The sequence below is a fragment of the Azohydromonas australica DSM 1124 genome, from assembly GCF_000430725.1.
GTDB lineage: Bacteria > Pseudomonadota > Gammaproteobacteria > Burkholderiales > Burkholderiaceae_C > Azohydromonas > Azohydromonas australica.
Window position 1 is genome coordinate 25,171 of the sequence record NZ_KE387222.1, and the last position, 20,371, is coordinate 45,541.

The 20,371-nt window shown below is 72.0% G+C and carries 19 protein-coding genes; 10 read left to right on the top strand and 9 right to left on the bottom strand.

Translation table 11 applies throughout. The annotated features are described in order from the left end of the window. Positions 1-47: 47 nt before the first annotated feature. Positions 48-848, bottom strand: a complete 801-nt coding sequence (locus tag H537_RS48465) for a response regulator transcription factor (RefSeq protein WP_051244705.1) — start codon at positions 846-848, stop codon at positions 48-50. Between the two features lie 178 nt (positions 849-1,026). On the opposite strand from H537_RS48465, the gene H537_RS0139395 reads away from it, so the two are divergent. Then, positions 1,027-2,169, top strand: coding sequence for an Hpt domain-containing response regulator (locus tag H537_RS0139395; protein WP_029002218.1), 1,143 nt, complete (start codon positions 1,027-1,029; stop codon positions 2,167-2,169). 18 nt (positions 2,170-2,187) lie between these two features. Here H537_RS0139395 and H537_RS0139400 read toward each other — a convergent pair whose 3' ends face one another. The 4 genes from H537_RS0139400 to H537_RS48475 form a co-directional block, all read right to left on the bottom strand. Further along, on the bottom strand, positions 2,188-2,832 hold the full coding sequence (locus H537_RS0139400; protein ID WP_029002219.1) for a YbhB/YbcL family Raf kinase inhibitor-like protein: 645 nt from the start codon (positions 2,830-2,832) through the stop codon (positions 2,188-2,190). A gap of 109 nt (positions 2,833-2,941) precedes the next feature. Beyond that, positions 2,942-3,508 carry an isochorismatase family protein gene (locus H537_RS0139405; RefSeq protein WP_029002220.1) on the bottom strand — a complete coding sequence of 189 codons (567 nt, stop codon included), beginning with the start codon at positions 3,506-3,508 and terminating at the stop codon, positions 2,942-2,944. Continuing rightward, a complete protein-coding gene (locus H537_RS56395; RefSeq protein WP_259375265.1) occupies positions 3,502-3,630 on the bottom strand; it encodes a hypothetical protein in 129 nt (42 codons plus the stop codon). The genes H537_RS0139405 and H537_RS56395 overlap by 7 nt, the downstream gene beginning before the upstream one ends. Positions 3,631-3,813: 183 nt before the next feature. Then, positions 3,814-4,743 (bottom strand): tripartite tricarboxylate transporter substrate binding protein, encoded by a 930-nt coding sequence (locus tag H537_RS48475; RefSeq protein WP_064736139.1) that lies wholly within the window; start codon positions 4,741-4,743, stop codon positions 3,814-3,816. Positions 4,744-5,136: 393 nt separating this feature from the next. On the opposite strand from H537_RS48475, the gene H537_RS55270 reads away from it, so the two are divergent. From H537_RS55270 to H537_RS0139430, 3 genes are all read left to right on the top strand, one after another. After that, positions 5,137-7,902: a hybrid sensor histidine kinase/response regulator gene (locus tag H537_RS55270; RefSeq protein ID WP_051244709.1), complete on the top strand. Its 2,766-nt coding sequence runs from the start codon at positions 5,137-5,139 to the stop codon at positions 7,900-7,902. Positions 7,903-7,969: 67 nt separating this feature from the next. Beyond that, positions 7,970-8,440 (top strand): MarR family winged helix-turn-helix transcriptional regulator, encoded by a 471-nt coding sequence (locus H537_RS0139425; protein WP_029002221.1) that lies wholly within the window; start codon positions 7,970-7,972, stop codon positions 8,438-8,440. 158 nt (positions 8,441-8,598) lie between these two features. Continuing rightward, positions 8,599-9,213, top strand: coding sequence for a YitT family protein (locus H537_RS0139430; protein ID WP_029002222.1), 615 nt, complete (start codon positions 8,599-8,601; stop codon positions 9,211-9,213). On the opposite strand, the gene H537_RS0139435 is transcribed toward H537_RS0139430, so the two are convergent. The 4 genes from H537_RS0139435 to H537_RS0139450 form a co-directional block, all read right to left on the bottom strand. Beyond that, positions 9,198-9,512: a hypothetical protein gene (locus H537_RS0139435; RefSeq protein WP_156902268.1), complete on the bottom strand. Its 315-nt coding sequence runs from the start codon at positions 9,510-9,512 to the stop codon at positions 9,198-9,200. The two genes, H537_RS0139430 and H537_RS0139435, sit on opposite strands and share 16 nt — an antisense overlap. A 71-nt stretch (positions 9,513-9,583) precedes the next feature. Then, positions 9,584-10,606: a glucokinase gene (glk, locus tag H537_RS48485; protein WP_051244711.1), complete on the bottom strand. Its 1,023-nt coding sequence runs from the start codon at positions 10,604-10,606 to the stop codon at positions 9,584-9,586. Positions 10,607-10,726: 120 nt separating this feature from the next. Beyond that, on the bottom strand, positions 10,727-12,211 hold the full coding sequence (locus H537_RS0139445; RefSeq protein WP_156902269.1) for a sensor histidine kinase: 1,485 nt from the start codon (positions 12,209-12,211) through the stop codon (positions 10,727-10,729). Between the two features lie 28 nt (positions 12,212-12,239). Next, complete coding sequence (locus H537_RS0139450) at positions 12,240-12,944, bottom strand: response regulator transcription factor (protein WP_029002225.1); 705 nt, start codon at positions 12,942-12,944, stop codon at positions 12,240-12,242. Positions 12,945-13,189: 245 nt separating this feature from the next. On the opposite strand from H537_RS0139450, the gene H537_RS0139455 reads away from it, so the two are divergent. The 6 genes from H537_RS0139455 (at position 13,190) to zwf (ending at position 20,369) form a co-directional block, all read left to right on the top strand. Then, positions 13,190-14,452: an ABC transporter substrate-binding protein gene (locus tag H537_RS0139455; protein WP_029002226.1), complete on the top strand. Its 1,263-nt coding sequence runs from the start codon at positions 13,190-13,192 to the stop codon at positions 14,450-14,452. Between the two features lie 129 nt (positions 14,453-14,581). Further along, positions 14,582-15,460 carry a carbohydrate ABC transporter permease gene (locus H537_RS0139460; protein WP_029002227.1) on the top strand — a complete coding sequence of 293 codons (879 nt, stop codon included), beginning with the start codon at positions 14,582-14,584 and terminating at the stop codon, positions 15,458-15,460. Next, entirely contained in the window at positions 15,457-16,377 is a 921-nt protein-coding gene (locus tag H537_RS0139465) for a carbohydrate ABC transporter permease (protein WP_051244715.1), read from the top strand. The genes H537_RS0139460 and H537_RS0139465 overlap by 4 nt, the downstream gene beginning before the upstream one ends. A gap of 5 nt (positions 16,378-16,382) precedes the next feature. Next, positions 16,383-17,453 carry an ABC transporter ATP-binding protein gene (locus H537_RS48490; protein ID WP_043462293.1) on the top strand — a complete coding sequence of 357 codons (1,071 nt, stop codon included), beginning with the start codon at positions 16,383-16,385 and terminating at the stop codon, positions 17,451-17,453. Between the two features lie 154 nt (positions 17,454-17,607). Then, complete coding sequence (locus H537_RS0139485; protein ID WP_084151313.1) at positions 17,608-18,885, top strand: carbohydrate porin; 1,278 nt, start codon at positions 17,608-17,610, stop codon at positions 18,883-18,885. After that, complete coding sequence (zwf, locus tag H537_RS0139490; RefSeq protein WP_043462309.1) at positions 18,882-20,369, top strand: glucose-6-phosphate dehydrogenase; 1,488 nt, start codon at positions 18,882-18,884, stop codon at positions 20,367-20,369. The genes H537_RS0139485 and zwf overlap by 4 nt, the downstream gene beginning before the upstream one ends. Positions 20,370-20,371 lie beyond the last annotated feature (2 nt).

Genomic DNA, 20,371 nt, shown 5'->3' on the forward strand with positions numbered 1-20,371 from the left:
CGGCCCCACCCCGGGTGCGAAAACTGGCGCAATGCTGGTGGCGGCCCTTATTCCTCGTCTTCCACCACGCGCACCCCGGCGGCGCGGCGGTAGTCGCTGGGCGTCATGCCGAAGCGGGCGCGGAAGGCGTTGGTGAAGGCCGCGGCCGACTGGTAGCCGATGTGCTGGCCGATCTGGTTGAGCTGCTGGCTGGTGTGCAGCAGCCTGAAGCAGGCCTCGCGGTGGCGCTCCTCGCGCAGCCAGGCATAGACGGCCGTGCCGACCAGGCGCCGGAATTCATGGCTCAAATGCCGCTGCGTGGTGCCGATACGGTGCGCAAGGTCGCCCAGCGAGGGCGGACTGGACATTTCCCGCAACAATATGGCCTGGGCCTGGCTCACCAGCCGTTCGCTCCATTGCTGGGTACCCTCGGGCACCGGCGGAATTTCCGGGACGCGCTCGGGCTCGGCGCGCGGACTGCCGGACTGGTGCAGGCGCAAATGCACTCGGACCCGGGCAATGACCTCGGCCGGGTCAAAGGGCTTGGTGATGTAATCGACGGCACCGGCCTCGAAGGCGCTCAATTTGTCGTCGATTTGATGCGAGACCGTGAGGCAGATCAGGGGAATATGCTGCAGCGTGGGATGGGCCTTGAAGAGCCGAATTGTCGCCTGCCCGTCAATGTCGGGCATGTACAGGTCCACCAGAATCAGGTCAGGCGGCTTGGCAGCGGCCTTGGCGAGCCCGTCGCGCCCGTCCAGTGCGGCAAAAACCCGATAATCGTGCTGGCGCAAAATGGCAGCCAGCGATTGAATTTGCTTGGGATCGTCATCGATGAGCAGGATGGACGGGCTGCTGATCATGTTCATGAATTTTGTTCAATTTTCGCCACCAGAAAAAATTCTGCCGGCCATCGCAACCGATGGAATGGTCCAACGGATATGATTTCAATCGAACAGTATAACCACGGGCACCCCAGGTATTCCATGCAATTTTCCGACACGATCTTATTCGTGGCAGGACATGCACGGGTGACGGTGCGGCGCGATGGCTGAGGCGCCGCGCAGGCAGCCGCGCCTGGCCGGATTGCGGCTGCTGGTGGTGGACGACGTGCTGCTCAACTGCGAGTTGGCCAGCCAGATGCTGGCGCTCGAAGGCGCGCACTGCGAGAGCGCCGGAGACGGGCTGGAGGCGCTGCGCATGCTGCGCGCCGCGGCCGGCCCGGACGGCTTCGACGGCGTGTTCCTGGACGTGCAGATGCCGGTGATGGACGGGCTGGAGGCGGTGCGCCGCATCCGCGCCGACCCGGCGCTGGCGCACCTGCCCGTGATCGCCGTGAGCGCCGGCGTGCTGCCGCAGCAGCGCCAGGCCACGCTGGACGCGGGCATGGACGACTTCATCGCCAAGCCCATCCAGCTCAACACGCTGGTCAGCAAGCTGCTGCACCACCTGGCCCTGCGCCGCGGGGCGCCGGGCGCCATGCCGGCCGCGGGGCCCACGGCAGCGCAGGCGGCGGCGAGCCCGGGCGATGCAGCGGCCCGGAGCGCGCCGCCCGCGCGGGAGGCGCTGCCACCGGAAGCCGCGCCGGCCAGCGGCGGGTCCCTGCCGGCCGTGCCGGGCGTGAACGGCGAGCGCGCGGCGTGGCGGCTGCTGGGCAACCGGGTGCTGTTCCTGAGCATGCTGCGCGCGCTGCGCGAGGACCACGCCGAGGCGCCCGCGCGCATCCGCGCCGAACTCGCGCGCGGGGACGTGGGCGACGCCATCAAGCGGCTGCACCGCATGCGCGGCCTGGCCGCCAACCTGTCGGCCGAGACCGTCGCCGCGCAGGCGCTGCGGCTGGAGGACGCCCTGCGCGCCGGCGACGTGGCGGTCCGGGAGCCGGCGCTGCAGGCCCTGGCCGCGGCGCTGGCGGAAGTGCTGGCCGCACTGCCGGCCGAAGTGGAACAGCCCTACGGCGAGCCCGGCCCGGTGGTGGCCGGCAGCGCCCCGGCCGATGCCCACACCATCGGGCGCCTGATGCGTGCGCTGTCCGAGGGCGACATGGGCGCCTTCGGGCTGTACCAGGCGCTGCGCCCGGAGTTGGCCGAGCGGCACGGCCGCGACGCCGTCGCGCACCTGGACGACGCCATGGACCGGCTGCGCTTCGCGCAGGTCATGGAAGTGCTGCGGGGCTGGTATCCGGCGGCCTGAGCGGCGGTTTCCTTTGAATCAGGACGCACTGAGGTCCGAGCGCGTGGACACCGCGGCGGCGGCCGTCTGGTCGTCGAGCACGCTGGTGTCGTGGCGCTCGTAGGTGCCGATGAGGCAGCCGCTGGCGATGGCGTGCTGCTCCAGCACCTGCAGCACGGCGTCGCGGCCGGGCGTGCCGCTCCACTCGGCGCCCGGGCCCAGGGCAAAGAGCTGGAAGGCGTAGCGGTGCACGCCGTGGGCGGGCGGCGGGTCCGGCGGAATCCAGGCCGTGCGCAGGTAGGAGTTGCGGCCGAGCCGGGGCGCGCCGGACTCGTCCTCGCCGCCGTTGAGCGCGCCCTCGGCCAGGTAGCTTTCCTGGGCCGGGATGTCGTAGGCGATGGCGTGCACGAGTGGATGCGGCGTGGGCGAGTCGGCGTCCTCCACCAGCAGCAGCAGCGAGGCGGCGTTGGCGGGCACGCCGCTCCACTGCAGCGGCGGCGACAGGCCCTCGCCGTCGGCGGTGAAGCGCGGGGGCAGCGGCGCGTGGTCCATGAAGGCCAGGCTCGTGACCTGCAGCGCGCCCTGCCCCACGGGCAGCCGCACGCGCACGAAGGCGGTCTGGTCCAGGCCGGCACGCTGGCCGCGCAGCGCGGCGCCGACCACGTCGGGAAGCTTTTCGAGCATGGGCAAGTGACTCCGTAAAGCCCGGTCAGCGGCAAGCGGCGGGCCGGTACCGGAACGATGCGGATGCGGCCCCGGCCGGATGCTGCCGGGAAGCGCCGCAGCCCGGGCCTCAAGCGGCGCCGGGGTCCTTGACCAGCTGCAGGATGCGCTTGAAAGCCGGGTGCTCGCAGCTCGCGGTCCACTCGAAGAGCACCATCTCGGCCGTGACCAGCGTGAGGCCCGCGTCGCGCAGGCGGCGCATGGCCGCGCGCCGGTCTGCCTCGTGCCGGGAGCCGCAGGCCGACCCCACGACCCAGACCCGGTGCCCGTGCTCCGCCAGGCCCAGCGCGGTCTGCAGCAGGCATACGTGGGCCTCGCAACCCGCGACGACCACCTCGGCCGGCGCCGCGCCGGGCGGCCGGGCCTCGTCCAGCAGCGCAGCCAGGCCGTCGGCGCAGGCGTCGAAATGCATCTTGGGCAGCGTGAGGTCGCAAAGCTGGCGCACGGCGGGGTCGTTGGGGCCCAGGCGCGCGGGGTTCTGCTCGGTCCCGATCACCCGGATGCCCAGCGCCCTGGCGGCCCGCGCCACCTGCACGGCGGCCGTGAGCACCTCGCCCGCCCGGTCGATGGCGGGCATCAGCCGCGCCTGGTAGTCCACCAGCACCAGCGTGCTGCGCTGGGCGTTCATCTTCAGCATGGGGGTTGTCCTTTCGACTGGAAGTGCGGGGTCGCCTGCGCGGCCAGCTCGTGGTGCGTGCGGGCGATGGCCTGCGCCAGCCCGTTGAAATCCAGCGCGGGGGAATGTGGCACCTGGGACATGGGTCATTCCTCTTGTTCCCCGTCTGGAACGCCCCCAGGCAGCCCGACCAGCTTCTGGCCCGGGTTGTGACCCCAAGGCAAATGTCCAACAGCCTGTTGGACAAATGACTCGTCGGGCCAGGCCTCAGCCGAAGCCCTCATTGTTCCGCACCGGGCAGCCCAGCCCGCCCCACCGCCACCGCCCTACTCCACCGCCACCCCCGCCACTCGCACGATCCCGCCCCACCGCGCCTGCTCGGCGGCGATGAAGGCGCGCAGCGGCGCCTCGGTCAGCTCCAGCAGCGGGATCTCGCCCAGGGCGATGAAGGCGCTCATCACCTCCGGGTCGGACAGCACCTGGTGCACGGCGGCGCCCAGCCTGCGCACCGCCTTCTCCGGCGTGCCGGCGCGCACGGCGATGCCCGACCAGCTCGCGACCTCCGCGCCGCGCAGCCCGACCTCGGCGACGGTGGGCACCTCCGGCAGCAGGGCCAGGCGCCGGCGCCCAAGCACCGCCAGCGCGCGCAGCCGCCCGCTGTCCAGGTGCGGCCTGAGCGGCAGCAGGTAGTTGACGACCGCGTCCAGCCGGCCGCCGAGCAGGTCCTGCAGCGCCGAGGTCGCGCCCGGGTGAGGGTCCTGCAGCCAGCGTGTCTTCGACTCGCGCGCCAGCAGCACCCCGGCCAGGCACGTGCTCGTGCCCGGCGCGGCGGAACCGACCCGAAGCTCGCCGGGCCGGTGGCGCGCGGCGTCCAGGAAATCCGCCAGCGTGTGCCATGGGCTCGCGGCATCCACGGCCAGCAGCGGGGAGGACTGCAGCAGCCCGTGCACGGGAACGAGGTCGCGCAAGGGGTCGTAGCGCAGGTGCCGGTGCAGCGCCGGATTCACGGCCATCGGCCCGGTGGAGATGTTGAGCAGGGTGTGGCCGTCGGCCGGCCGCCGCAGCACCAGCTCCGTGCCCAGCGCGCCCGCACCGCCGGGATGGTTCTCGACCACCACCGGCTGGCCCAGCCGCTGCCCCAGCGGCCCGGCCAGCGCGCGCGCCACCAAGTCCGACATCCCGCCGGGCGCGAAGGGAACGACCCACGTGACCGGCCGCGCGGCAGACGCCTCGGGCATCCCCTGGAACATCGACATGGCAGACACCCTCGCCAGCAGTGTGCGGATCGCGCTCACCCGGGCTCCCTGGCACAGGCCCGGACGTCCGGTGCGGCTGCTCGCCGCCAAGGTTTTCACGGCCCCGTGCCGTGCATCGCCCGGGTGCGGACCAGCGCCGATCCCGGGGCCGATGCAGCCATCTTCCCGGGGAAAAGCCGAGACGCCTTGCGACCGGTCAAGCGCCCTGCGCACCGCGCCGCCCCGGCATCCCGCTGCATGCACGCCGGCAAGGCGACTAGAGCAAATACCGCGCCTTCGAGACAAAGGACCCACTAACCTGTCAAGCACCCAAGCGAGGGTCCACTAACCGACTTTACTGAATCCGCCATTGCGCGCCGCGCCGATGCGGCGTGCCCGGCCGCACCAGAAGCCATGCACCCACGCCTCGATCCGGCCGGGCTCCCAGGAACGCGCTCGCTGCTGACCTCCCTGGTCCTGGCCTGCCTGCTGCCCGCGGTGCTGGGCGCGACGCTGCTGTTCGGGCACGAGTACCAGGCCGGGCGGGCCAATCTTGATCGCAACACGGTGCAGACCGCCCGTGCGCTGACCCAGGCCGTGGACAACCAGCTGCTCACGGCGCAGGCGATCGGGCAGGTGCTGGCGACCTCGGCCGTGCTGGCCCACGGCGACCTGGCCGCCTTCCACCGGCGCGCCCGCGAGGCGGTGGCTGTGGGGGGCCCGGTCAGCAACGTCGTGCTGATCGATCCGCAGCTGCGGCAGGTGCTCAACACCGCGGTCGACTACGGCGGCCCGCTGCCGGGGCCACCCAATCCGGACAGCGCGCGGCGTGTGTTCGCCGGCGGCCGGGCCGTCATCTCCGACCTGCAGTTCAGCGAGCTGTTCCAGCGTCCGGTGATCGGCGTCGAGGTGCCCGTCGTGCTGGAGGGCCGCACCGCCTACGCGCTGCGCGTCAGCCTGCTGGCGCAGCAGCTCGACGGGCTGCTCAAGGCGCAAGGCCTGCCGCCGGAATGGGTCGCCGGCGTGCTCGACGGCAGCGGCACGATCGTGGCGCGCACGCACGCGGCCGACCAGTTCGTCGGGCACAAGGCGACCGCGCAGCTGCTGCAGGCCATGGTCGCGTCGGCCGCCGGCACCACCGAGGCAGTCACCCGGGAAGGCATCCCGGTGCTGTCGTCCTACAGCTGCTCGCCGGTCACGAAGTGGTGCGTGGCCATCGGCATCCCGCGCCAGGCGCTGCTGGGCGGCCTGGCCCGCACGTTATCCACGCTGGCCGCGGGCGTGGCGCTGCTGCTGGCGCTGGGCTGGGTGCTGGCCCGCCGCGTGGGCAACCGCATCGCGCGCTCGGTGGAGGCGCTGACCGGGCCGGCCACGGCGCTGGGCCGCGGTGACCCCATGGAGCTGCCCGCGCCCGACGTCCGAGAGGCCGCCGACGTGGCCGCGGCCCTGGCCCGCGCGGCCAGCCTGCTGCGCGAGCGCGAGGCGCTCGTGCGCAGCCGCGACGCCGAGCTGGCCGAGGCGCACCGCCAGGCCCGCGAGCAGCTGGAGGAGCTGGTCGAGCAGCGCACGGCCGAGCTGGTGCTGGCCCGGGACGTGGCCGAGGACGCCACGCGGGCCAAGAGCGCCTTCCTGGCCAACATGAGCCACGAGATCCGCACGCCGATGAACGCCATCATCGGCTTCACCCACCTGCTGCTGCGCGACGCCGGCGACGACGAGCAGCGGCACCGGCTGCAGCAGGTGGAGCAGGCCGCGCAGCACCTGCTGCAGGTCCTCAACGACATCCTGGACCTGTCCAAGATCGAGGCCGGCAAGATGACGCTGGAGGAGGTCGAGTTCGGGCTCGACGCCGTCCTCTCCCGCGTCTTCGACCTGGTGCGCGAGCCGGCACAGGCCAAGGAGCTGGAGCTGGTGCTCGACACCGACCAGCTGCCGCAGCGGCTGCGCGGCGACCCGACGCGGCTGTCGCAGGCGCTGCTCAACCTGCTGTCCAACGCGGTGAAGTTCACCGCGCACGGCTGGGTGCGCCTGCGCGCCGAGCAGCTGCAGGAGGAAGGCTCGCAGGTGCTGGTGCGCTTCGAGGTCAGCGACACCGGCGAAGGCATCGCGCCCGAGCGGCTGGGAGCCTTGTTCACCGCGTTCGAGCAGGCCGATGCGTCCGTCTCGCGCCGCCACGGCGGCACCGGGCTGGGCCTGGCGCTGACGCGCCACGTCGTGAAGCTCATGGGCGGCGAGGTGGGCGTGCAAAGCCGCCAGGGCCAGGGCAGCACGTTCTGGTTCACGGCCCGCCTGGGGCGCGCGGCCTCGCAGCCCCAGGCTGCCATGCCCGTGCGCCTGCAGGGCCTGCGCGCGCTGGTGGTGGACGACCTGCCCGAGGCGCGCTCCGTGCTGGTGGAGCGGCTCTGGGGCCTGGGCATGAAGGCCGTGGCCGCGGACAGCGGGCCGGCCGCGCTGCGCCAGGCACAGGATGCCAGCGACGGCGGCGAGTGCTTCGACCTGCTGCTCATCGACTGGCGCATGCCGGGGATGGACGGCATCGCCACGCTGGCGCGGCTGCGCCAGGCGCGCCGCAGCCCGGTGCCCATGAGCATCCTGGTCACGGCCTTCGATGCGCCGCAGCTGCAGGAACGGGCCCGCGCCGCCGGGTTCCAGGCGGTGCTGATCAAGCCCGTCACCGCGTCCGCGCTGCACGACACGCTGGTGCGCCTGCTGCAGCCGGCGCGGCCGGCGCCGGCGGGCCTGCCCGTGCACGGCGGCGAGGCGCTGCTGGCGCTGCGGCAGCGGCATGCCGGCGCGCGGGTGCTGCTGGCGGAAGACAACTTCGTCAACCAGGAGCTGGCGGCGACGCTGCTGCGCGCGGCCGGGCTGCAGGTGGACGTGGCGGTGGACGGCGAGCTCGCCGTGGAGCTGGCGCTGCTGCACCGCTTCGACCTGGTCCTGATGGACATGCAAATGCCGCGCATGGACGGCCTGGCCGCCGCGCGCGCCATACGCGAGCAGCGCGGGCCGGGCGTGCCGATCATCGCCATGACGGCCAACGCCTTCGCGGAGGACCGCGCGGCCTGCCTGGCGGCCGGCATGAACGACTTCCTGACCAAGCCCGTGGTCCCGGAGGCGCTGTACGGGACACTGCGGCGCTGGCTGGCCGGGCCTGAAGCGTCCGCGGAAGCCGGTGCCTGAACGGGACGGCGCCGGACCTGTCCGGCGGTTGGGACGGGTACCCGTAACCCCTGGCTACACTCCCCCGATGCCCGCTCCCAAAGACAAGCAAAAGGCTCCGGGCCTGGATCAGAGCAGTCTCCAGCACCTGCTGGGCTACCAGATCGCCCGGGCCGACGTTCCCACCCGCCGCGCCTTTGCCGAGCACGTCGGCAAGCCGCTGGAGCTGAGCCCGGTGGAGTTCAGCTGCCTGGTGCTGCTGGCCTTCAACCCGGGCGCCACGCCCAAGCAGCTGTCCGAGGCGCTGGCGATGGTGGCGCCGGCCGTGACGGTGCTGCTGGACCGGCTGGAGAAGCGCGGCCTGATCCAGCGCGCTCGCAGCGACAGCGACCGCCGCGCCCAGCTCGTGACGCTCACGCCCGCGGGCGACGAGACCGCGCGCAAGGCGCACGCGCTGTCGCTGGACATGGAGCGCGACGTGCTCAAGGCGCTGAGCGCGGCGGAGCGGGCGATCCTGGTGGAGCTGCTGCAGAAGGTGGCGCGCGGGGCCAGGGCTTAAGGCGCGGTCGGTCACAATCCGCCCCCCGCCGGCGCCCCCCGCGCCGGCCCGGCTCATGCCCCTTGAGTCCGGTCAAGCCCTTCCCGCGGCCGGCTGCGTACCCTGCGCGCCTTCCCGGCGCCGCAGCGCGCCGCGGTCCATGAACCCCGTATCACCCCATGCAGTCCCTTACCCGCAGCCAGCTCATGCACCGCCATCGCGACGACCTGATGGCGCTGATGACCGGCTCCCTCTTCGTCTCCCTGGGCCTGGTGCTCTACCGCCAGGTCGGCCTGCTCACCGGCGGCACCGCGGGCCTGGCCTTTCTCGGCCACTACGCCTCGCAATGGCCCTTCGGCGCCTGGTTCTTCGTCATCAACCTGCCCTTCTACGTGCTCGCCTGGAAGCGCAAGGGCCTGGAGTTCACGCTCAAGACCATCGTTTCCGTGACCACGATCTCGCTGCTCAGCGAGTGGCTGCCGCGCTGGATCGAGATCGCCCGCGTGGACCCGCTCTACGCCTCGGTCATGGGCGGCACGCTCATGGGCTGCGGCATGCTGATCCTGTTCCGCCACAAGTCCAGCCTGGGCGGGCTGGGCATCCTGGCGCTGCTGCTGCAGGAGCGCGGCAAGATCAGCGCGGGCCAGTTCCAGATGGCGGTGGACGCCTGCATCGTGCTCGCCGCGCTGGCCGTGGCGGACTTCCAGCGCGTGGCGCTGTCGGTGCTCGGCGCCGTGATGCTCAACCTGGTGCTGGCCCTCAACCACAAGCCCGGGCGCTACATGGCGGCCTGAGGCACCGCCGCCGCTTCGACGCGACCGGCTTCGCCGGCGGCCCGGGCCGCGTCCGAATCCTTGCCCTCACGCCGGGCCGCGGCACCGCCGCGGTCCTCGCGCTGCCCGCCTTCGACGTCGCGGTAGCTCTGGCTGTAGCGACCCGTGGCCCGGCAATCGCTGAACGAGGGCCCCGCCACCACGCAGCCTGGCGACACGGCGCGCGGCCCGGAAGCGCCGGCCGGCTGCTGCTGCGCCAGCACGGGCGCGCCGGCCAGCAGCACGGCGGCGGCCATCGATGTCAGGACGGAAGGCTTCACGGCGGATCTCCTTGGAAGAGGAAGAGCCGCCCACCATGTCACGCCCGCAGTGGCCGCGACCGCGACGATGTCTAAGCTGCCTCGCCCGGACGCACGCCCAGCACCATCGCGGCCCCCAGCAGCGCCGGCTGCTCCGCGCTGACCAAGTACGTGGGAATGCGCGCCAGGTACGGCGCGAAGCGCCCCTTGGCTTCGAACTTCAGGCGCAGCGGCGAGCGCTCCACCAGGTACGCATGCCCGATGCGCCCCAGGATGCCGCCGCCGAAATACACGCCGCCGCGCGCCCCCAGCGTCAGCGCCAAGCTGCCCGCCACGTTGCCCAGCAGGCCGCAGAAGGTCGCCAGCGCCTCCTCGCACCGGGCGTCCTCGCACGCCAGGGCGCGCCGGCACACCTCGGCGGCGGCAAGCGGCTGCGGTGCCACGCCGTCGAGCCGGGCGATGGCGCGGTACAGGTTCTCCAGGCCCATGCCGGACACGAGCCGCTCGGCCGACACGTGGGCATGCTCCGCCCAGGTGGCGCGCAGGATGTCGGCCTCCCGCTCGCAGGTCGGCGCGATGCTGGCGTGCCCGCCCTCGCCCGCGACGGCCACCCATTCGCCGCTGCGCGAGCGCACCAGCGACGACACGCCCAGCCCCGTGCCCGGCCCCAGCAGCACGCAGGGCGCGGACGCCACCGGCGCCCCGCCGCCCAGGGGCAGCAGGTCCTGCGGCTGGAAGGCCGGCACGGCATAGGCCATCGCCTCCCAGTCGTTGAGCATCAGCAGCCGCTCCAGGCCCAGGCGCCGGCGCGTCGCCTCGTTCGAGAAGTGCCAGTGGTTGTTCGTCATGCGCAACTCGTCGCCCTCGATGGCACAGGCGATGGCGATGGCCGCCTCCACGGGCCGGGCCCCGACGCCGTCCAGGTAAGCCTCCACGGCCGAGGCCAGGTCGGGGTGCCCGCTGGTGGACAGGGTCCGCAATGCAAAGGGCCGGCCCCGCGGGCCCTGCACCAGCGCGAAGCGGGCGTTGGTGCCGCCCACGTCGCCCACGAGGCGGAGCGGCTGCGGATCGGGGGACAGGGCGAGACGACGCTCTTCAGGCGCGGGCTGGTGCATCACGAGGGGTCGCGGCTGGGCGCGGGAACATGAACGGGATGCGAAGCGTATTAATGTTTCATTAATTTATAAACATGGGTTAAACCCGCATCCCGCTTCCAACTCCCTGCTTCCGGGCTGCTACGCCGCGGCGCCCGGCCGCAAGGGCAGCCGGACCACGACGCGCAGCCCGCTGCCGCCGGCGCTGTCCTCCAGCCGCACCTCGCCGGCGTGGCGCTCGACGATCTCCCGGACGATGGCCAGCCCCAGGCCGCAGCCGTCGCCGGTGTTCGTGCCGCGCACGAAGCGCTCGAACACCCGCTCGCGCTCCGCCACGGGGATGCCGGGGCCGTTGTCCTCGACCTCGGCCACGGCCTGCGCGCCCTCGCGCCGCACGCGCACCGTCACCTCCGCGCCGCGGCCGGCGTAGCGGATGGCGTTGTCGATCAGGTTGCTCAGCGCCTCGCGCAGCAGCAGTCCGTTGGCCAGCACCGGCACGGCGGCGGTGTCGCCCTGCTCCATGGCCGGGTCCAGGCCCAGGTCCACGCCGGCCCGCAGCGCGCGCGGCACCAGCTCGGCCGTGAGCTCGCGCGCGAGCTGGCGCAGGTCCACCGGGCTGCGGTCCTGCACCAGCAGCGACTCGGGCTCGGCGCGCGCCAGCGTCAGCAGCTGGTTCACCAAGTGCGCGCTGCGCGTGGCGCTCTGGTGCACGCGCTCCAGCCGGGCGCGCAGCTCGGCGTCGGCGCAGCCCTGCAGCGCCAGCTCGGTCTGGCTCTTCAGGCCCGCCAGCGGTGTGCGCAGCTGGTGCGCGGCGTCGCCGATGAAGCGCTTCTGCGCCGCCACGTTGCGCCGCGCCGCGCCCAGCAGCTCGTTGAGCGCGCGCGCCAGCGACTGCAGCTCGCGCGGCGCCTGCTCGATGTGCAGCGGCGCCAAGTCGGTCGGCGCCCGGTTCTCGACCTCGCGCCGCAGCCGCGCCAGCGGCGCCAGGCCGGCGCGGATGCCGGCCCACACGATCATGGTCATCAGCACGATCAGGGCCGACAGCGGCAGCAGCGTGTCCACCAGGATGCTGCGGGCCAGCTCCTCGCGGTTGGCGCTGCTGCGCGCGACCTGCACCAGCAGCAGCTGTTTCGCGCCGTCGCTGCCGCCATAGGCGAGGTAGAGCGCCGCCACGCGCACGCGCTGCGCCCGGGGTAGCTCCGGCCGGCCTTCGGCGCCGCCCATGGTGCCGTCGTAGAAGTAGGGCACGTTCAGCCGCGGCTGCTCGATGGCCGGCGGCGCTGGCAGGGTGCGGCTGCCCAGGATGAACTGCCCCGGCGGCGTGCTGACCATGTAGTAGAGGCGGTCCTCCGGGTCGGCTTCCAGCACGTCCTGCGCGGCGCGCGGGAAGTCGATCAGCAGGCCGCTCTCCAGCGGCTTGATCTGCCGCGCCAGCGCGCGCGAAGCCTGCGACAGGCTGTCGTCGATGGCCCGGTTGGCGTAGCCGGCGGCCAGCCGGTAGGTGAAGGCGCCGCCGGCCAGCCACAGCACCAGCTGCGGCAGCAGCAGCCACAGCAGCAGCTGGCGCTGCAGCGACAGCCCGCCGGCGCCCAGGCCGTGCAGCAGGCGGGTCAGGACGCGGGGCACCGGCAGGCTTCCGTGCGGCGTGGCGCGCTCAGCCCCGCGCCGCCTCCGAGGTTTCGAGCAGGTAGCCCAGGCCGCGCACGGTGCGGATGTTCAGCCCCGAGCCTTCGAGCTTGCGGCGCAGGCGGTGGATGTAGACCTCGATCGAGTTGCCGGCGCCACCGGCCTCTCCGCCCTCGCCGCTCCAGGCCTGGTTGATCTGCTCCTTGGTCACGACCTGGTCGCGCTGCGTGCTCAGCAGCTCCAGCAGCGTCCACTCGCGCGGGCTGAGCTCCAGCGGCTCGCCGGCCACGCTGGCACGCCGCGCCTGGGGCTCCAGCACCAGGCGGCCCAGCGTGCTGGAGGCGGCCACCCCGGCCGGCGCCGGCTGCGCCGCCTGCGAGCGCCGCAGCAGCACGCGCAGCCGCGCCTCCAGCTCCGGGAAGTCGAAGGGCTTGGTGAGGTAGTCGTCGGCACCGGCGTTGAGCGTCGTGACCCGGCTCTCCAGGTCGTCCAGCGCGGTGAGCACCAGCACCGGGAACTGCGGCTTCGCGGCATGCACGCGCTTGAGCACGCTCAGGCCGTCGAGCATGGGCAGGCCCAGGTCCAGGATCGCCAGGTCGAAGGGCTGCTTGAGCAGCAGGTACTCGGCCACCGCCCCGTTCTCCACGTGTTCCACCTCGAAGCCGGCCTGGCGCAATTGCGCCGAGAGCGCGTCGGCCAGGAGGGCATCGTCTTCAGCCAGCAGGAGTCGCATGGCCGAAGCTTAACGGTGTCTTGATCCCTTAACGCCGCCGCACATCGCGCGCCCCGACAAGGGTGGAGGCAGGGTTTAACCTCATATTAATACCTTAACGCCACATTAATACTTCCTCTCACCGCAGCCGATGCATCGTCGATCGCACCGGCGCTGGCGGCGGAGCGGAACAGGCCTTCGGGCTGCCGCTCCGCACAAGAGAAAACCCCGTGCCGGGCCGCCCGGCGCCTTCAGGAGACAAGACCATGAACCGATTCCGCCCGAAGTCCGCCCGCGTCCTGGCGGCCGTGGCCGCCACCCTCGTGCTGGCCGGCGCCGCCCAGGCCGGCGAGGTGGAGGTGCTGCACTACTGGACCAGCGGCGGCGAGGCCAAGGCCGCCGCGGCGCTGAAGGCCACGCTGCAGGCCAAGGGCCACACCTGGCGCGACTTCGCCGTGGCGGGCGGCGGCGGCGACTCGGCCATGACGGTGCTGAAGTCGCGCGTGGTCTCGGGCAACGCGCCGGCCGCGGCGCAGATCAAGGGACCGTCGCTGCAGGAATGGGCCGCCGAGGGCGTGCTGGCCAACATCGACGACGTCGCCAAGGCCGAGAAGTGGGACAGCCTGCTGCCCAGGCAGATCAGCGACGTCATGAAATACAAGGGCGGCTACATCGCCGCGCCGCTCAACGTGCACCGCGTCAACTGGCTCTACGCCAACCCCGAGGTGCTGAAGAAGGCCGGCGCCAAGGTGCCCGCGACCTGGGACGAGTTCTTCGCCACCGCCGAGGCGCTGAAGAAGGCCGGCGTGATCCCGCTGGCGCACGGCGGCCAGAACTGGCAGGACTTCACCGTGTTCGAGAGCGTGGCACTGGGGCTCGGCGGCGTGGACTTCTACCGCAAGGCGCTGGTGCAGCTCGACCCGGCCGCGCTCAACGGCGCGACCATGGAAAAGGTGCTCGCCACCTTCCGCCGCATCAAGGGCTACACCGACAAGAACGCGCCGGGCCGCGACTGGAACCTGGCCACCGGCATGGTGGTCAAGGGCGAGGCCGGCATGCAGCTCATGGGCGACTGGGCCAAGGGCGAGTTCGTGGCCGCGGGCAAGCAGCCCGGCAAGGACTTCATCTGCGTGGCCGCCCCCGGCAGCGCCGGCGCCTTCACCTTCAACGTGGACTCGCTGGCGATGTTCAAGGTCAAGGGCGACGACAAGGTCAAGGCGCAGAAGGACCTGGCCGCGGCCGTGATGTCGCCGCAGTTCCAGGAGACCTTCAACCTCAACAAGGGCTCCATTCCGGTGCGGCTGAACATGGACCTCACCAAGTTCGACGACTGCGCCAAGGCCTCGGCCAAGGACTTCGCCGCCAGCGCCCAGGGCGGCACGCTGGTGCCCAGCATCGCCCACGGCATGGCCGTGCCGGCGGCGGTGGAAGGCGCGATCAAGGACGTCGTCAGCCAGTTCTGGAACAACGACCGCATGACGCCCAAGGAGGCCATGACGCGCCTCGCGGCGGCAGCCAAGGCCAGTTGAGCCCCGGGCGGCCGCGCGCCGCCCCTTCCCCGGCTCCCCTCCTCCCTCACCCGGCCGCCTCGGCGGCCCACGCAACCCGCGCCCCGCGCGGCGGGTGAGGCCTGCCCACGCCTCGCAAAAGGGACCTCCATGGCCGCTGCCTCGACCCTGCGAACACCCTGGCTGCCCAAGCTCGTCATCGCGCCCGGGTTCGCGCTCGCCTTCATCTTCATCTACGGCTTCATGGCCTGGAACGGCTACTTGTCGCTGACCGCCTCGCGGCTGCTGCCCAACTACGAACTCGTGGGCTTCGACCAGTACGCCGCGCTCTTCGCCAACGAGCGCTTCCGCGTCGCGCTCGCCAACATGGCCTTGTTCGGCACCCTCTTCATCGGCGGCGCCATGGGCCTGGGCCTGCTGCTGGCGATCCTGCTGGACCAGAAGGTGCGGGCCGAGGGCGTGCTGCGCACCGTCTACTTGTACCCGATGGCGATCTCCTTCATCGTCACCGGCACGGCCTGGAAGTGGATGCTAAACCCCGGCCTGGGCCTGGAGCACCTGATGCACCAGTGGGGCTTCGAGGACTTCAGCTTCGGCTGGCTGGTGGACCCGGACAAGGCCCTCTACTGCATCGCCATCGCCGGCGTGTGGCAGGCCGCGGGCTTCGTGATGGCGCTGTTCCTGGCGGCGCTGCGCGGCATCGACGACTCGATCATCAAGGCCGCCCAGGTGGACGGCGCCTCGCTGCCGCGCATCTACCTGCGCATCATCGTGCCCAGCCTGCGCCCGGTGTTCTTCAGCACCCTGATGGTGGTCAGCCACCTCGCCATCAAGAGCTTCGACCTGGTGATGGCGCTCACCGCGGGCGGCCCCGGCTACTCGACCGACCTTCCCGCCACCTTCATGTACGCGATGGCCTTCACGCGCGGCCAGATCGGCCTGGGGGCGGCCAGCGCCACCGTGATGCTGGCGACCGTCGCCGCCATCGTCGTGCCCTACCTCTACTCCGAACTGAGGAGCAAGCGATGACCCGCCCGCTGACCGCCCCGCTGCCGCACGGTGCCGTGTCCGGTGCCCCCGCAACCGCGAAGCCCCGGCGCCTGAAGCTGCACCGCCTCGTGCTGTGGACCGCGCTGGCGCTGTTCGCCGCCTGGTTCCTGGCGCCGCTGTACGTGATGCTGGTGACCTCGCTCAAGGACATGGAGCAGATCCGCACCGGCCACCTGCTGTCGCTGCCCACGAGCCCGAGCCTGGAAGCCTGGTCGCGAGCATGGAGCAGCGCCTGCACCGGCACCGACTGCAACGGCCTGCGGCCCTTCTTCCTCAACTCGGTGCTGCTGGTGGTGCCCGCGGTGCTGATCTCCACCGCCATCGGCGCGCTCAACGGCTACGTGCTGAGCAAGTGGCGCTTTCGCGGCAGCGAGCTGATGTTCGCGCTGATGCTCTTCGGCGTGTTCATGCCGATGCAGGTGGTGCTGCTGCCGATGAGCCAGGTGCTGGGCTGGCTGGGGCTGGCCAGCTCCATCAGCGGGCTGGTGCTGGTGCACGTGCTCGCCGGGCTGCCTTCCACCACCCTGTTCTTCCGCAACTACTACGTCGGGCTGCCCGACGAGCTGGTCAAGGCGGCGATGCTCGACGGCGCCTCGTTCTGGCAGATCTTCCGGCGCATCGTGCTGCCGCTGAGCACGCCGATCCTGGTCGTGACGCTGATCTGGCAGTTCACGCAGATCTGGAACGACTTCCTCTACGGCGTCGTGTTCTCCGGCGCCGACAGCAAGCCCATCACGGTGGGCCTCAACAACCTGGTCAACACCTCCAGCTCGGTCAAGGAATACAACGTGGACATGGCCGCCGCGCTCATTGCCGCGTTGCCGACGCTGCTGGTTTACGTCATCGCAGGCAAATACTTCGTGCGCGGCCTCACGGCCGGCGCCGTGAAAGGCTGAACACCATGGGCGCCCTCTCCATCCGCCAGGTCGAGAAGACCTACGCCGGCAACGTCCGCATCCTCAAGGGCATCGACATCGACATCGAGGCCGGCGAGTTCCTGATCCTGGTCGGCCCCTCGGGCTGCGGCAAGTCCACGCTGCTGAGCATGATCGCCGGGCTGGACACGCCCACGGCCGGCAGCATCCACATCGGCGAGCGCGACGTCACGCACCTGCCCAGCAAGGACCGCGACATCGCGATGGTGTTCCAGAGCTACGCGCTCTATCCGAACATGACGGTGGCGCAGAACGTCGCCTTCGGCCTGGAGATCCGCAAGGTGCCTAGGGCCGAGCGCGAGGCCGCGGTGGATCGCGTGGCGAAGATGCTGCAGATCGGCCACCTGCTGGACCGCAAGCCCGGGCAGCTCTCCGGCGGCCAGCGCCAGCGCGTGGCCATGGGCCGGGCACTGGCGCGCAACCCGAAGCTCTTTCTCTTCGACGAGCCGCTGTCCAACCTCGACGCCAAGCTGCGCGTGGAGATGCGCGCGGAGATCAAGCTGCTGCACCAGCGCACGCGCACCACCACCGTGTACGTCACGCACGACCAGGTCGAGGCCATGACGCTGGGCGACCGCATCGCGGTGATGAAGGACGGCGTGGTGCAGCAGTTCGGCACGCCGGAGGACATCTACACGCGGCCCGTCAACCGCTTCGTGGCCGAGTTCATCGGCTCGCCGGTGATGAACATCGTGGCGGCCTCGCGCGGCGGCATCGGCGCGACGGCGGGCGGCCTGGAGCTGCCCACCACCGACGCTCAGCGCGCGGCGCTACGCGCCGGCGCCGGCGCCGGCGAGCTGCTCTACGGCCTGCGCCCCGAGCACCTGGCGCTGGACCACAGCGGCGTACCCGGCCGCCTGGCCATCATCGAGCCCACCGGCCCCGACACCTACGCCACGGTGGACACGCCGCTGGGCCAGCTCACCGCCCGCGTGCCCGGCGTACTGCACGCCGGCGTCGGCGAGAACGTGCACCTGCGCTGGCAGCCGCAGCACGCGCACCTGTTCGACGCCCGCACCGAGGCCCGCGTGGCCTGAGCCGCGCGCCGCACCGCGGCGCCCGCATCCCCGACCCCGTTCCGTTCCACGCGGCGCCGCAACGCCGCGGGGGCGGCTTCGCCCAGAAGAACTTCCGCGCACGCCGCGCAGGGAAGAGGACGCCCTTCGTCCATCAACAAGAGGAGACCAGCCGATGAACGCTTTCCACCACCCCGCCCTGCGCCGCGCAGGCATCGCGGCCGCGGCCGCCCTGTGCTGCCTGAGCGCGCACGCCCTCACCGAAGTCGCGGGCCTGGAGCTCTACGGCTACACGCGCGGCGGCTTCCAGTCCAGCAGCGGCGACACGCCGCGCGGCGGCTACACCCTGGGCGGCGACGCGCAGAAGTTCCGCCTCGGCAACGAGGGCGACCACGGGCTGGAGTTCGGCATCGGCAAACAGTTCGACATGGGCAACGGCCTGAAGCTCGGGGCGTACTACATGCCCACGATCTGGAACGGCGACCACGGCACGGCCGAGGCCTACGTCAGCTTCTCGGGCCTGCCCTTCGCGCCCGAGGTGCAGTTCTGGGGCGGCCAGCGCCGGCTGCGCCTGCAGGACGTGCACATCGTGGACAAGTTCTTCGCCGACTACGGCGACAACCTGGGCGTGGGCTTCACGGGCTGGAAGCTGGGCCCGGTCAAGCTGGGCGTGGGCCTGTTCACGGGCGACAGCATCGACAACAAGGTGTCCGACCCCAACCGCGCGCGGCGCCTGAACGTCGACGTCTCCGGCCTCGAAACCAACCCCGGCGGCACCCTGCGCCTGACCGGCACCCTGGTGCGCGGCGACTTTGCCTACGGCAAGGACGGCGCGGGCCTGTCGCTGCTGCACAACCAGAACGACTTCCTCACGCCGGGGCTCAAGAACGCGCTGTTCGTGCAGGCCGCGCGCGGCCATGCCGGGCTCAACGGCCAGTTCTTCGGGCTGGACAGCGCCGGCGGCACCAGCCTGATCGTGGGCGCGGGCGGGGTGGTGACGAGCGTGGCCAACCCGCCCGTGCCGAGCCCGGGCCAGAAGAGCTGGCGCGTGATCGACTCGCTGAGCTGGCAGTCCGGCCGCTTCGGCGGGCAGACCATCCTGGCCTACCAGCATTCCAAGGCCGACGGCGGGCCCACCGACGGCCAGGTGAGCAAGGACCTCTCCGTCGGCGGCCGCGTGTCCTATGCGTTCACCGACCATCTCAAGCTCCTGGCCGAGGCGGGCAGCACCAGCCGCGCCATCGACGGGCAGCCCACGCAGCGGCTGCGCAAGCTCACCATCGCGCCGGCGCTGTCGCTGGGCCCCGGCTTCTTCTCCCGGCCCGAGCTGCGCCTCTACGCCACGCGCGTGAAGTGGAACGACGCCGCTGCCGCCGCCAACGCCACCGGCTTCGGTGCCGGCGGTCGCACGTCGAGCACGCTGTTCGGCGTGCAGCTGGAGGCGTGGTGGTGAGCGCCACGTCCTTCGACCTGGTCCTCATCGGCGGCACCGGCGACCTGGCCTGGCGCAAGCTCCTGCCCGCGCTGTTCCAGGCCTGGCGCCACGGCAAGCTGCCCGCGGACGGGCGCATCCTGGCGGTCGGCCGCAACGAGATGGACAGCGCCGGCTACCGCGAATGGCTGCAGCAGCGCTTCCGGGACCTGCCCGGGCCGGCCCGCCCCGGCGCCGAGGCCTTCAAGCGCTTCGCGGCACTGCTGCACTACATCAGCATGGACCTGATGCAGGCCGAGCCTTACCAGCGGCTGCGGCGCTGGCTCAAGGAGCCCCAGGCGGACGAGGGCCGCGAGCGCGCCGCCGGCACCGTGGTGCTGTACCTGGCGACCAGCCCGCATCTCTTCCCGCAGATCTGCGGGCAGCTCTGCGCCGTGGGCCTAAACGGGCCCGAGGTGCGCGTGGTGCTGGAGAAGCCGCTGGGCCATGACCTGGAGAGCGCGCGCGCCATCAACCGCGCCGTGGGAGCGGTGTTCAGCGAGAGCCAGGCGCTGCGCATCGACCACTACCTCGGCAAGTCCGCGGTGCAGAACCTCACGGCGCTGCGCTTCGGCAACGCGCTGTTCGAGCCGCTGTGGCGGCGCGAGAGCATCGCCAGCATCGAGATCACGCTGGCGGAGTCGCTGGGCGTGGGCACGCGCGGCGAGTTCTACGAGCGCACCGGCGCGCTGCGCGACATGGTCCAGAACCACGCGCTGCAGCTGCTGACCATGATCGCCATGGAGCCGCCCTCCACCGCGGACGCCGATGCCATCCGCAACGAGAAGCTCAAGGTGCTGCAGGCGCTGAAGCCCTTCACGCCGGAGAGCGCGCGGCGCGACGTGGTGCGCGGCCAGTACCGCGCCGGCGTGTGCGAGGGCCGCGCCGTGCCGGGCTACGCCGAGGAGGTGAAGGTGCCGGCGCACAGCCGCTGCGAGACCTTCGTGGCGCTGCGCACCGAGGTGTGCAACTGGCGCTGGGCCGGCGTGCCCTTCTACCTGCGCACGGGCAAGCGGCTGGCGGCGGGGACGGCCTACATCGTCGTGAACTTCCGCGCCGTGCCGCACCCGATCTTCCCGGGGCCGCACCCGGCCAACCGGCTGGTGATCAAGCTGCAGCCGGAAGACGGCCTGGAGCTGCACCTGCTCGCGGCCAAGGGCCATTCGGGCGCGGGCGCGTTGGCGCCGGTGAGCCTGGACCTGGACTTCGACAAGGCGTTCGTGGAAGACCGCGTCGGCGCCTACGAGCGGCTGCTGCTGGAGGCCATCCACGGGCGGCTGAACCTGTTCGTGCGCAGCGACGAGCAGGAGGAGGCGTGGCGCTGGGTCGAGCCGGTGCTGCGGGCCTGGCGCGAGGACGACGCCGCCGGCCTGGGACCGCGCCCCTACGCCGCCGGCAGCTGGGGCCCGGCCGCCGCCAGCGCCCTGGTGGCGCGCGACGGGTTCAGCTGGGCGGAGGAGTCGTGAGG

What these genes read in the sequence shown, in the direction of transcription:
- H537_RS0139400 (WP_029002219.1), bottom strand. Translation starts at nt 2,832, where the DNA reads ATGCTCGAAAAGCTTCCCGACGTGGTCGGCGCCGCGCTGCGCGGCCAG.
- H537_RS56395 (WP_259375265.1), bottom strand. Translation starts at nt 3,630, where the DNA reads ATGTCCCAGGTGCCACATTCCCCCGCGCTGGATTTCAACGGGCTGGCG.
- H537_RS48490 (WP_043462293.1), top strand. Translation starts at nt 16,383, where the DNA reads ATGGGCGCCCTCTCCATCCGCCAGGTCGAGAAGACCTACGCCGGCAAC.
- H537_RS0139465 (WP_051244715.1), top strand. Translation starts at nt 15,457, where the DNA reads ATGACCCGCCCGCTGACCGCCCCGCTGCCGCACGGTGCCGTGTCCGGT.
- H537_RS48465 (WP_051244705.1), bottom strand. Translation starts at nt 848, where the DNA reads ATGAACATGATCAGCAGCCCGTCCATCCTGCTCATCGATGACGATCCC.
- H537_RS0139485 (WP_084151313.1), top strand. Translation starts at nt 17,608, where the DNA reads ATGAACGCTTTCCACCACCCCGCCCTGCGCCGCGCAGGCATCGCGGCC.
- H537_RS0139430 (WP_029002222.1), top strand. Translation starts at nt 8,599, where the DNA reads ATGCAGTCCCTTACCCGCAGCCAGCTCATGCACCGCCATCGCGACGAC.
- glk (WP_051244711.1), bottom strand. Translation starts at nt 10,606, where the DNA reads ATGCACCAGCCCGCGCCTGAAGAGCGTCGTCTCGCCCTGTCCCCCGAT.
- H537_RS0139405 (WP_029002220.1), bottom strand. Translation starts at nt 3,508, where the DNA reads ATGCTGAAGATGAACGCCCAGCGCAGCACGCTGGTGCTGGTGGACTAC.
- H537_RS0139395 (WP_029002218.1), top strand. Translation starts at nt 1,027, where the DNA reads ATGGCTGAGGCGCCGCGCAGGCAGCCGCGCCTGGCCGGATTGCGGCTG.
- H537_RS55270 (WP_051244709.1), top strand. Translation starts at nt 5,137, where the DNA reads ATGCACCCACGCCTCGATCCGGCCGGGCTCCCAGGAACGCGCTCGCTG.
- H537_RS0139460 (WP_029002227.1), top strand. Translation starts at nt 14,582, where the DNA reads ATGGCCGCTGCCTCGACCCTGCGAACACCCTGGCTGCCCAAGCTCGTC.
- H537_RS0139425 (WP_029002221.1), top strand. Translation starts at nt 7,970, where the DNA reads ATGCCCGCTCCCAAAGACAAGCAAAAGGCTCCGGGCCTGGATCAGAGC.
- H537_RS0139455 (WP_029002226.1), top strand. Translation starts at nt 13,190, where the DNA reads ATGAACCGATTCCGCCCGAAGTCCGCCCGCGTCCTGGCGGCCGTGGCC.
- H537_RS0139450 (WP_029002225.1), bottom strand. Translation starts at nt 12,944, where the DNA reads ATGCGACTCCTGCTGGCTGAAGACGATGCCCTCCTGGCCGACGCGCTC.
- H537_RS48475 (WP_064736139.1), bottom strand. Translation starts at nt 4,743, where the DNA reads ATGTCGATGTTCCAGGGGATGCCCGAGGCGTCTGCCGCGCGGCCGGTC.